Here is an 11,362-nt window from a genome sequence, read left to right on the forward strand (position 1 = left end):
GTACTCGGAGTTTTCAAACTCATAGGTTTCATTTTGCCACGGACGGCAAAATGAAACCGTTGTGTCGGACTCTTTTTTATAAAATTGTTTACGATTTGTATAAAATATCGAAAAACGGGTTAAGTGATTAAAAAACGCTATATTAATTTACTTACCTTACTGCATCTTTTGTAAAAATATAAGGAACTGTCTGGCAGCAGTTTTTAAAGGCTTTCCGTAGATTCTTTTGTAACGTTTTTCGGTCTCTGTTTAAGAAACGAAAGCTTTGTCTCCGAAATAATAATTGCCAAAACGATGAGCGTGCCTCCAATAAAAAGGGCAACTGTCGGTTTTTCGCTCGTAAAAATAATAGAAATAATAAGTGCAAAAAGGGATTCCAGCGAATAAATAAGCGAAGCGGTGGTAGCCGGCGTATTTTTTTGTCCGTGGAATTGCATCGGAATTGCAACTGCTGTACAAAGCACCACAAGATGGAATATTGCAAACAACGACTGCGTATTCCAAACAGTTTGAGAATTATCTTCAAACAGAACAGTAATAACAAGGGCAAGCAGACCGGCAAAAAAGAATTGTACAATGGTAAGCAAAATCGCATCAAGGTTGCGCACAATCCGCTCAATTACTACCAGTTGAATCGAAAAAGTAACGCTGGTAAGCAGGGCAAAAACATCGCCGAGGTTTGCCGCAGCGCCGCTTTCTTGGATAAGTGCAGGCAGGGAAATTGAGCCGATTCCGATAATGCAGATAAAGGCAGCGCTGATGTTATACCCATCGAGGGGCGTTTTGTTCATAAAACGGCTGATAAAGGGCACCAGCACACAATAACCCGCAACTAAAAAAGCACTTCTGCCGGGCAGTCCGCCAAAAGTCAGTATGCCGATTGTTTGCAATGAATAACAGATAAAAGCAATCGCCCCGAGTATTCCTCCGGAGATAATATAGCGCATGTTGACGGCTTTCAATCTCTTATAAAAAATAATGCAAAGCAGCACAAACGAAAGCCCGAATCTGAGCGCAAGCAGAAAATTCGGTTTAAAAAATGCGGCCGAGTTGCCAAGCACGGTAAAAGAGCTTCCCCAAATAAGAGTAACAAGCAAAAGTTCCACTCGGGATTTAATTTCCTGTTTTGAAAAAGACTGCATAGCGCAGACTATACAAAAAAAACGAAAATTATAAAAGCGGGTACCGGTGCGGCGCACAACAAGAGCATGAACAAAGGGCGCCTGTCCTTTTACCCTCGCTTTTAATACAAACCAAGACAATTTTATAAAAAGAGCCCGACACGGCGCAAGGGCGAGCAATTTACCATAGGAATGCTTAAATCCACAAGCCCCTGCCAACGATCTGATTAACCCAAGGCTTACGCGAGGTACAAGGGGCGGCAGCCCCTTGTACCTCGCGTTTAAGTGCCGATCCCAAGCGATGTTTAAAATCGGAAATTCTCATTTTTAGATTTCGATTTTCAACTCGTCGACTTAGTTTATCACAAATATAAAAAACGAAGTCATGGACTCCGCTATCGCTTCGCTTTTTTTTACGCTATTTTAAGCGCGCAAAAAGGATTTGGCTTCGTCCGCCTAATGCAAAGCTTTATTACCACAACAGCTCTCCCCTATCCACATTGTCTTTTTCACGTATCTTCATATAGATCCTTTTCATAACAATTCATGTAAAGGTTCTTGAGCTTGCCGCTATTCATTCGCTGCTTAAATTCTTGCTTGAATTTTTCAGTATGAACATTTATACTGCAAGAGTGCGTAAGCATTTTATTTTTATTTTTTTACTTTTCTCTTATACTTGTTTTGCGGATTTAGATATTTCGAATTCTTCCTTTTATGATTATGATAATGCACAACTTTCCTTGCGGGCAATTCAGCTCGCGTATCCCGAATTGGAAGCTCATGTGGTATACGATCCGCAGGCAAAGGATTGGTGCTTGCAAACAAAAAAGGAAACACTGTACTGGGCACACGGAAGAATGTTGTCGAAAAATGAAAAAGATCGATGGAACGAGTGGCGAGCGCTTATCGATTATTTTTATCCTGACACTCCTTTTGATCCGCAGTATTTAATAAAAGAAGAACTTGAGCGTTTAAAGCCCCGGAATCTTGCGCCTTCCCGAGCCAAGATGAAAACATATAATAATGCTTTTTTTAAGCTTTTATACGGGAATTATACAAAGTCGGACATATTGAAAAAACTTACCCGCCGTTACACTTTTTTGGGAAAACCGATATTTATACACAAACATATTGCCGGCAAGTTAACTGCCGTTGAAAATAAAATCTTTGCAAAAGCTCACCGCTCTCCTGAAGTGCGTCAGTTTGTTAAAAATGTTTTGAGAGCTGACGGGTTTAGCTGGCGAAGTATTCGCGATTCTGAACAGCGCAGCAATCACAGCTGGGGAATTGCACTGGATATCCTCCCAAAAGATTGGAAAAAATATAATGTATACTGGCTCTGGGCTGCACATAAAAAAGAAATGTGGATGAAAATTCCTCCTAAAAACCGCTGGAGCCCGCCTCAAGAAATTATCGATATTTTTGAAAGTGAGGGGTTTATTTGGGGCGGTAAGTGGATGCTTTGGGATACCATGCATTTTGAATATCGCCCCGAGCTTATCATATTACAAAAACTCCTTTCCGAGAATAAAGAGTATCGGTATCATGAGGAAAACATCCGTATTTCTTCTGAGGATTTTCCGCCCGATTATTTTTTACCGGAGGTTGTTTTTGCAGAAAAAAATATACTGAAAAAAAACCACCCGGTGTCTAAAAGCGAATTATTTTCTGACGCGGTAAAAAATACGCTTGCACAACAACAAACGTTATCTGCCGTATTGAACGTATCTTTTAAAAAATATATTTTTATTCCCGTGCAAGAACCGAAAAATATACAAACCGCAGTTTTTGCACTCATTAATCGACAAACAAGTCAATTTGCAAAAAACAAAAAAGCGATGCAGCATAAAAGAGAAAACATGCTGACAGATTTTAAAACTGCATATATTTCGGTTCTGCAAATTCTTGAAAACCACAAAAAGGCGACTGCAATGCTCCTCCCCGCATTGGTCCAGGATAATAGAAAACTGCAAGCTCGATCCGAACTCTATATGCAGGCAATTAAAAACGCCTCAATTGAAGCAAAAAAAATCCGCGCAAAACACCGAATAACTTCAAAAGAAGAGTCTGTAAAAGAAGCCCTCCTTTTTGCGACTACCATGGAAAAAAGGCAAAAAGATAGTATACATTCACTCGGCATTATATCGCCGGTAAATATTTTTCCTGAACACTTCGGCATATTCGGCAGTTTGAAAAACGCTCTTGTTTTTGCCAAATCCTATGATTTAAAACAAACAACTGCCGAAAATTTTATAAACCCAATTATCTTATCCCGCTAATTGCGCGGATACAATGCGGATAACCAACTTGGAGTATTAGCATGATTTCTATCACAGAGATGAGTTTTTTATATTTTATCCTCGGCAGCTTATCGGCAGCTTTTTTAATCTTTTTTATAGGCTTGAGCATGGGTAAACTTACCGCAAGAAAAGAAATGCAACGACTTTTAAAAGAAGCCCGTGAAGATGCGGTAAAACGCTCTCGGGCTGTACTCGGCGGGCAATTTTCAGAACAGATTGCGCCCTTTTTACCCGGCTTCCCCGCAGACCCTACGGAAATTCGTTTTATTGGAAAGCCCATAGATTTTATCGCTTTTGTCGGCAACTCCATGGAAGATATTTCAGAAGTGCTTTTCATTGAAGTAAAATCAGGAAAATCGGAGTTAAGCAAAACGGAAAAATCTCTTAAACGAGCTATTGAAAGCGGTTTTGTTCGCTGGGTTGAGTATCGAGTACCGCCGTATTAAATTAGTTGTGCTTTGTAAACAATTCCGGTGTGTCGAACTCTTTTTAAAATGTACTTAATTATTTTTTAAATCTGCAATCAGGGCAACCTAAGATATGAATGTGTTTGCTTTCGTCCTTACGCTCAAAAAGCCGCGCAATCAGGTAAGATTCTCCACCGAGCTTTTTATGGCAAACAGGGCAAGATCGTTCAACATTAGATTCAGTATGCGGATAGCAGTGCGGACAGCCGTAAATATAGCAAAGTTTATCGTCCGAATCGGAATACACTGCAGACTGCACACGTTCGTTCTTTTTTAACTTTTTTCCGCAAACAGGGCAAAACCCTGGATCGCCGGCTTTTCCATATTCAGGTATTTTTTCCTGCCCCGCTTTTTTAGTGAACATGCTGAAAACAGCGTAACCGATCACTAATAAAAAAATACCAACAAATGTTAATATAAGCCAAGAAAACGGAGATGTAATCATATGTGGTAGTATATACTTTTTTTCGTTTTATTGCAAAGCCTTTCAAATACAAAGAACCGGAGTTTATGCATAAAAATTTTTACCTCTTTATTGTGTGAGAGACATCGGTGAAAATAATTTACACAACAAAAAGCATACCACATTGCTTCCAAGACGAGTTCTTAGTTCGAGGGCGAAGCTTTACAATTTTTCTATACTTCGCCTCCGAGTTTTGCCTGGTTACGCCGGAGTATCAGGCAAAACATCGTTCGGAATTGAACAACGGTGAGTAACTTACCATAGTAATGCTGAATCTACACGCCACTTATGGTTAATGTTCATAAGTAATTTCATTCCTCCAGTTTAATGTAATACGTCAATAATTTCACCTCGGTAAAATATAGGGGTGAAATATTCATTGAAAACTTATAGGGGTGAAATTATCACAGATTAAAGACATTTTATAAAAAAGAGCTTGACACAACGGGTTGGTTTTGCCATCCATGTCAAAAACTAACCTGGCTGCGTGGAACCACCGCCATCCGTAGCGGTTCTGAGTTTGACAACGGTGAGCAATTTACCATAGTGATGCTGAAGCTGCAAGTTAATTATGATTAACACTCAAAGTAGTATAACAGCAGCTTAATTATACAAAACGCTGCACGAGTTGAGACATCGAAAGGGCGTTGTTGCAGGGTGTTTTTCAGATTTGTTTTTTCGGGTGTTTTAAAATTACCCATGTTGTTCCGCTGCCGCCGTCTTTGCTTTTAGGATGTGTGCATTCGCCGGCAAGAGGGCTGCCTTCCAAATAGTTTTTAACAAATTTTTTAAGGATTGCTTCTCCTTCGGAGTGGTTTCCCTTTCCGTGAATAATTGCAATTTTGCGGAGGCGTTGTGCTGCGGCGGCGGAAAAAAAATTATTTAAGGCAATCTCCGCTTCATCCGTTGTTAAGCCGTGTAAATCGATTTCGGCATCAGGGCGCATTGCACGTATTTTTTTCCGTTGCTCTGCAAGGCTTTCGCTTTGTTTTTCCGCAAGCGCTTGTGCATCTTTGTCGATAATTCCATAGCGTCTTAACGCAAGCTCCATCGGATGTATTTGCTGACGGTTTTGTTCATTCATCAATTTTTCTATAGCACTTGCCGGGTGTTTTTTAGTTGAATCGGTTTGTTTTTTTTGTGCGGAAATTTCCGTGTGCATATCCCATTGCTTGAGAATTTCAGCAAAGCCTGTGGAGTTTTGAAGCGCTTCGTCAAAGCTTGGTATCTTATTTTTCTTAGCCATGAGACCCTCTATTTGTTATGGTAAAAAAGCAGAAAATCTTTTTGAATCCAGCCGTAGGTGTTGTTAATTGTTTTGACATAATACCAAAGTCCCGCCTTTTTTTCAATGATAAGTGTTTCTCCTTCCATTGGTTCTGCAATGACAGAAGCAGATGTTTCGGGAACTGTATAAATAAGCGGATTTTGGTTTTCTATTGAGCGGCAAAGAGCGGTTTCTTTAAAGATTGAAGCGCGAGAAAGGATGTGAAAACTTATGAGTACAAAAAAGATACTAAAAAAAACAAACAAGACCAAGAATACGCGTTTTTGGTTTTTCATTTTTACAAGGTGGAATATAATTGCCGCAATAAAAAGAATCACAAATGCCGAGAAAAAGAGTGTTAGTTTTGGAAGCGAATGGACGGGGAAGCTTTTTTCAATTCCGAGTTTAGCTTCAATTTCTTTTTGTTGTTTTTGAAGCGTATAGGTGAAAAAAGAATTTCGCTGTTGTTTTCTCAGCTGTGAAAGTTTTTTTATAAGCGGCGCAGTATCCGCCTGTGCTCTTTTTTTGGGTAAAGGCTCTTGTGCTGGTTTTATAAAAGCGCTCTCCGTAAAGCTCTCGTGTGTAGCGGATGCCTCTTGTGTAAATTTTGCATTGGGGTGTACCTGAATTGTTTGCGGTTGTGTTTTTATTTCCATACCGTCTGAAAGCATAATTGTTGCAAAGGGAAGACTTATTTCTCCGGAAGTGATTGGCGTCCATGTAAATTCAGCAGCGATATACAGGTATTCATTTTTTTCTTTTGAAATAAATTCATCGTTTTTTGAGACTACCGCATTTTCCGGTGCGGGACAATACACGGATTTAATACGTACTCCTTTTTTTGCGCTTTCCGCATTATTAAATTCTCCGCAAAGAAAAAGGGGATATGTTTTGCCCTGTATAATTTTTTCTGTATTGCTGTGTGTGCTGTTTTCCGCCTCGATTATCCATGTGAATTGGGTTTGCGTCGAAAGAGGCGGTGCGGTTACTGTTAAAGAAAAGGGATCTGAAACTTTAAATTGTTTAGTTTTTGATTTTATAAAAACGGGGCCGATTGTAAATTCTCCCGCAGAATGAAAAACATAGGTATAGGTAATTTCTTTGCCTTTAGCGCCGGTCATACTGTCAACCGCAATTCGCTCTGCACTTTTCGGAAGGTTTTCAATGAGAAAATCCGAGTCGGCATCTATTTTGTAAATAGTAAATTGCTTACTTATGCGTATGCCGATTTTAAACGGCGCTCCTTTTTGGATAGTATTTGTTAGTAAAAACAATGCGTAAGCTTCATCAGGAAAAAGGATAGTAAGCGGAAAGAACAAAAGCAGTCCTAAAAAAATTAATAATCGTTTGCGTGCGGTTTGTATTCTTGTTGATTTTTCTTTTTCCATTCCTCTTCCTCCTTTTCGCGTATAATAGTTAATATGATATTTTCTTCAGCATTGATTTTTGTTTCGATGGAAAGAGACCGTGTTGTTTCTTTTTCCGTAATTGTTTCGTTTTGCTCGGCTGCACGTTTACTGATTTCATAATTTATTTTTGAATCACTTGCAAAGGGTTCCAACTCTAAACATTGTTTAAAAAATGAGACTGCTTGTTGATAATGCTTTTTCCGGTATGCAATAATACCCGATTGATACAGAATTGCTGCTTGCAGTTTTTTGTCTTCCGGATCGCTAATTTTTTTTAATCGATCGTTCGCTGCATCGATTTCATCTTGCATAAGATAAGTTGATGCAAGAGCGAAATTTGCATAATCGGCGGAATCCTTACTTTTTATTTGTGCAGCTTTTTCATGTGCGTCAAGAAATTTTTTAACCGCCTTGTCCCAGTTTTTATTTTTCCATGATAGATATCCGAAAATCATAGTATTTTTTATTTCAAAGGTTTCTGTGCAGGAAAGAAAAAACAGAGAACAAAACAGTACTAAAAAAATCGGTTTTATTTTTTGCATATGGAGCCTTCTATAAATAGAGCGATACAAAATAAAACTATCGCTATTGTTATAAATTCAAAAACTCTGCGTACAGGTTTTTGAATATATGTAAATTTATCCATCGCTAAATCGGTTTTATTAATTGCTTCAAGAATTACCCATGCGGAACCGCTTACACTCGCAGAGGTATACATACTATTATTTGCGGCAACTTTTACAGCCTCTTGTAAAACAGTTTCATTCAAAGAAGAGCGATGCAGGGCGGCTTCTCCTTTTTCATTGACAATTGAAACATCCCCGCCTTCTATTGTTCCAAATCCGACGATGATAAGCTGTATGCCGTGCCTTTGTATTTCTTTTGCAGCTTCTAAAATATTTCCCTCGCTTTGTTCTCCATCGGTGCAAAGAATAATAGTTTTTGCGGTTGCTCTGTTTTTCGGAAAAACCGCAGCTGCCTTTAAGAGTGCTTTTTGTAAATTTGTTCCGCTTGCCGTGTAAGAAGAAGGAGAAAGACTTTCAATTGCTTTAAGCAAAACTTCGTGCTCAAAAGTGAGCGGCACGGATAAAACCGAATCTCCCTTTACCGCCAATAAAGCACAGGATGCGTTTGAAAGTTTTACGGTGAGGAATTCGCAAAATCCTTTTGCAAGATTAAGTCGAGACGGTTTAACATCTTTTAAGGTCATGCTCTTAGAAATGTCAACAGCAAAAACCACTGATACGCCCTGCCTCCGAACTGATTTTATTTTTGATCCCCATAAGGGACCTGCTGCCGCCAATACAATAAAAATCCATGCAAAGGCAAAAAGGATGTTTCGTATGATTAAAAAGGGTAGAATGCTTTTTTTATGTTGTGCAAAAGAATAGGCGGCATTAATGCGAAAAAGTTTTTTTAAAGAAAAAAACACTGCGGGAATAACGAGTACAAGCAATAACAAGAGTCGGGATTTTTCAAAATAAATCATAGGTACGCCTTCATCAGTATTCTTCGTATTATCCAAACAAGGATAAAAGAAAAAACCGCAAACAGAATAAGCGGTTGCCATAACGGAACTTCTTTCACTTCGCTAAACCGCGCGGGAGTCGGAGAAATATTTTGAGAAATGTTTTTGAATATTTCCTGTAAAGAGGCAAAAGACTTTGCCGAAACATAGATGCCGTTTCCGCGGTGTGCAAGTTCTCTCAACTCTCTTTCATTGAAGATTGTTTGTAATGTTCCTTCTCGCTTTTCGCCGGTTGAAGGATCAACATATTCAAGATTTGCATAGCCGTCTTTGCCTATCCCGATAATATAAAATCCGATTTTTTTGCTTTTAATAAGCTCTGCTGCAAGATTAGGATGAATTTCACCGGTGTTGCTTTCTCCATCGGTGAGCAAAATAATCGATTGTGTTTGGACTGTGTTTTTTGCAAAATGAGCTGCGGCAACAGCGAGTCCCATACCTAAGGCGGTACCTTCTCCAAGCTCGCCTATTTGCAAACTGTTCAATCGTGCAAAAAACTGTTCATGCTGAATGGTCGGCGGAATAACTAAAGCCGCCGTGCTCGCAAGTGCGGTAAGCCCGAATGCATCGGCAGGATAGGTTTGCACAAAGTCGGTAATAATATCTTTCGCTGCCTGAATTCTTGTTTTTTCGTTTATGTCTTTTGCCGCCATTGAAGGACTGATATCAATGACAAACATGATTGAGTTTGCCGTTTCCGTATATACATATTCTGTTTTTAATTTAACCGGTTCCGAGGCGGCAACAATCAAAGCAATAAGCGATAAGAACACAAGAGACTTTGAAAGGAAGGAAAGGCCTCTCATCTGTGAAGACGTTTTAATTATTGTATCATTCCAGTTATGAAGGGTAAGAGAAAAAGAAAGCGGTTGAATAATAGCATGTTTTCGTAAAAAATAAAAAAGAGGAAAAATACAAAACAACACTAACGCGGCAGGGCGCAAAAAACTAATCATGCGGCAACGTCCTTTGTTCCAACTCTGTTTCTAATGTCAGTATCAACGGATCCGCTGCATCAATTAATTCTTTTTGCAGCCTCAAATGCTCTACTCCCTTATTATTCCCATACCTTCCCAGCTCAAGCTTTTGAAGCATTTGTGCTATCTGCGCCCCCGCTTCGGAATTTTTTTTTGCATTCTTTTTAACGGCGTAATTAACCTCCGGGTATGTAAGAGCGCTAAAAGAAGCGAGTTTTTCTTTATTTATAAAAGCGCTTGAAAAAATATATACTCTAAGAGCTCTTTCAAAATTTTTATACCATGTTTTAATCTGCACTTCATTTAAATGCTGTCTTGCTCCAAGCTCTCTTTTCAATTTTTTAATTTGTTTTTTAAATTTTCTGACTCTTCTTTTTGCCGGAAGTTTTTGCAGGAAAAAATACAGATACTTTTTTAATAAAAATATGATAAGCAGCAAAATAAAAACAAAGACAATCCCCGCTGCGATAATCCCGTACATAAAATAAGCGGTACGTGATGATAAAAGAGGAGCCCTTGCTTCTTGCAAAGTATTAGTCTGCGTTTTTTCCAGTATTGATGATACGGTAATATCCGGAATTTTAATTCCAATACCTTTTGATGCAAGATCCGGAAAATGTATGAGTCCGGAATCCCAAGGGATAAAATGAATCGAAAGATGCGGCTGGTTATTTCTTTCAATAATCATAATCTGAGAAATAGTAATCGCCGGTGTTTGAATCGGACTTACAAGCAAGGCTTCTTCGATATGAAAATTTTTCAAAGAAGATATATCGGATTTTGAAAGCGGAATAATTAACTCCGCCGGATCCCCGACAAAAATTTCCTGTGGAATTAAAAGCGCTTTGCTCATATATATCGTTCCGTATATTTTTTTTGCGCGTGCGTCTTAGATCTTTGTGAAAAAAACGAATAGAGTATTTTAAAACTATCTTGTTCGATTGGAAACAAAAGCGGCGCTGCCCCTGCGCGGAAACAAAGAGCCTTCCAACGATGTATCTCTTCAGTGTACAAACGCTTTCGCTCTTGCATAAACTGCTTTGAGCTTGTGGGCAGCGAAAGCCGTATACCCGTTTCAGGGTCGGTAAAAGGAATGAACCCTCCTTCGGGGATTTTTTTATCCGACGGGCTTATCAATCGAACGGCAATCAGATCATGAGTTTTTCCTAAAAAAATAAATTCGCGCTCAAAGCCCTCTACCTTAAAGTCGGAAATAACAATAACCATTGACCGTGTATGTAAAACCTTTGCGCTTGTTTGAAGTGCTTCGGCAAGTGCTGTTCCGGGCGATCCCGGTTGATTAGCAAATACATCGCACTCTTTTAAAAAACACAGCACCGCATTTTTTCCCGCCCGCGGCTCAAAATATTTTCCAATCTTTCCATCGAAAATTAAACCGCCAAAAGGAGTTGCGGTATGCAGCGCCGCAAATGAAAGCAACCCCGCCGCCTCTAACGCTTTTGATTTTGCACTTACACAGTCAAAACAGGATTCCATTGAAAAAGACAAATCGACAATGATGAAAATTTGCAGCTCTCGCTCTTCCTTATACAATCGCACATACGTTTTACCGCTGCGCGCCGTAAGATTCCTGTCGATACTGCGAATATCATCACCGATTTGATACTTACGCACCGAATCAAATTCAATCCCCTGCCCGCGGAAACAGGAATTAAACGTCCCCGTTCGCATTCCCTCCGCAAGATAAAGCGCTGAAAACTGTAACTTTTTTGCCTTTTCAATAATAGAATCCGAATTCATACCGCTGATTGTATAAACATTTCCCATCTTTTTCAACATGCCCTGCCCGCACAACAAAAGCATGAAAAA

11 protein-coding genes are annotated in these 11,362 nt (G+C 39.3%); 2 read left to right on the forward strand and 9 right to left on the reverse strand.

Features of this window, described 5'->3' with window-relative positions; genetic code table 11:
* Positions 1-203: 203 nt before the first annotated feature.
* Positions 204-1,262 (reverse strand): DMT family transporter, encoded by a 1,059-nt coding sequence (locus FUT79_RS12695; protein ID WP_244951097.1) that lies wholly within the window; start codon positions 1,260-1,262, stop codon positions 204-206.
* Between the two features lie 470 nt (positions 1,263-1,732).
* Between FUT79_RS12695 and FUT79_RS12700 the strand changes: the two genes are divergently transcribed.
* Together FUT79_RS12700 and FUT79_RS12705 are read left to right on the forward strand one after the other, a co-directional pair.
* Positions 1,733-3,400, forward strand: coding sequence for a M15 family metallopeptidase (locus FUT79_RS12700; RefSeq protein WP_148879175.1), 1,668 nt, complete (start codon positions 1,733-1,735; stop codon positions 3,398-3,400).
* Positions 3,401-3,441: 41 nt separating this feature from the next.
* Positions 3,442-3,867, forward strand: a complete 426-nt coding sequence (locus FUT79_RS12705) for a Holliday junction resolvase-like protein (RefSeq protein WP_024753110.1) — start codon at positions 3,442-3,444, stop codon at positions 3,865-3,867.
* Between the two features lie 58 nt (positions 3,868-3,925).
* Here FUT79_RS12705 and FUT79_RS12710 read toward each other — a convergent pair whose 3' ends face one another.
* The 8 genes from FUT79_RS12710 to FUT79_RS12745 form a co-directional block, all read right to left on the reverse strand.
* On the reverse strand, positions 3,926-4,252 hold the full coding sequence (locus tag FUT79_RS12710; protein ID WP_231577539.1) for a hypothetical protein: 327 nt from the start codon (positions 4,250-4,252) through the stop codon (positions 3,926-3,928).
* A gap of 763 nt (positions 4,253-5,015) precedes the next feature.
* The gene (locus FUT79_RS12715; RefSeq protein ID WP_004266465.1) at positions 5,016-5,597 is read right to left on the reverse strand and encodes a Smr/MutS family protein; all 582 of its coding nucleotides are present in this window, start codon (positions 5,595-5,597) and stop codon (positions 5,016-5,018) included.
* 8 nt (positions 5,598-5,605) lie between these two features.
* Entirely contained in the window at positions 5,606-7,006 is a 1,401-nt protein-coding gene (locus FUT79_RS12720) for an SH3 domain-containing protein (protein WP_004266464.1), read from the reverse strand.
* Positions 6,955-7,569 carry a tetratricopeptide repeat protein gene (locus FUT79_RS12725; RefSeq protein WP_004266462.1) on the reverse strand — a complete coding sequence of 205 codons (615 nt, stop codon included), beginning with the start codon at positions 7,567-7,569 and terminating at the stop codon, positions 6,955-6,957. Before FUT79_RS12725 ends, FUT79_RS12720 begins: the two co-directional genes overlap by 52 nt.
* Positions 7,557-8,516 (reverse strand): vWA domain-containing protein, encoded by a 960-nt coding sequence (locus FUT79_RS12730; protein ID WP_004266460.1) that lies wholly within the window; start codon positions 8,514-8,516, stop codon positions 7,557-7,559. The genes FUT79_RS12725 and FUT79_RS12730 overlap by 13 nt, the downstream gene beginning before the upstream one ends.
* On the reverse strand, positions 8,513-9,511 hold the full coding sequence (locus FUT79_RS12735; RefSeq protein WP_024753108.1) for a VWA domain-containing protein: 999 nt from the start codon (positions 9,509-9,511) through the stop codon (positions 8,513-8,515). The genes FUT79_RS12730 and FUT79_RS12735 overlap by 4 nt, the downstream gene beginning before the upstream one ends.
* Positions 9,504-10,385, reverse strand: coding sequence for a hypothetical protein (locus FUT79_RS12740; protein WP_024753107.1), 882 nt, complete (start codon positions 10,383-10,385; stop codon positions 9,504-9,506). Before FUT79_RS12740 ends, FUT79_RS12735 begins: the two co-directional genes overlap by 8 nt.
* Complete coding sequence (locus FUT79_RS12745) at positions 10,382-11,332, reverse strand: DUF58 domain-containing protein (protein WP_157645408.1); 951 nt, start codon at positions 11,330-11,332, stop codon at positions 10,382-10,384. Before FUT79_RS12745 ends, FUT79_RS12740 begins: the two co-directional genes overlap by 4 nt.
* Between the last annotated feature and the right edge of the window lie 30 nt (positions 11,333-11,362).

It is taken from the genome of Treponema phagedenis (assembly GCF_008153345.1).
Lineage (GTDB): Bacteria > Spirochaetota > Spirochaetia > Treponematales > Treponemataceae > Treponema > Treponema phagedenis.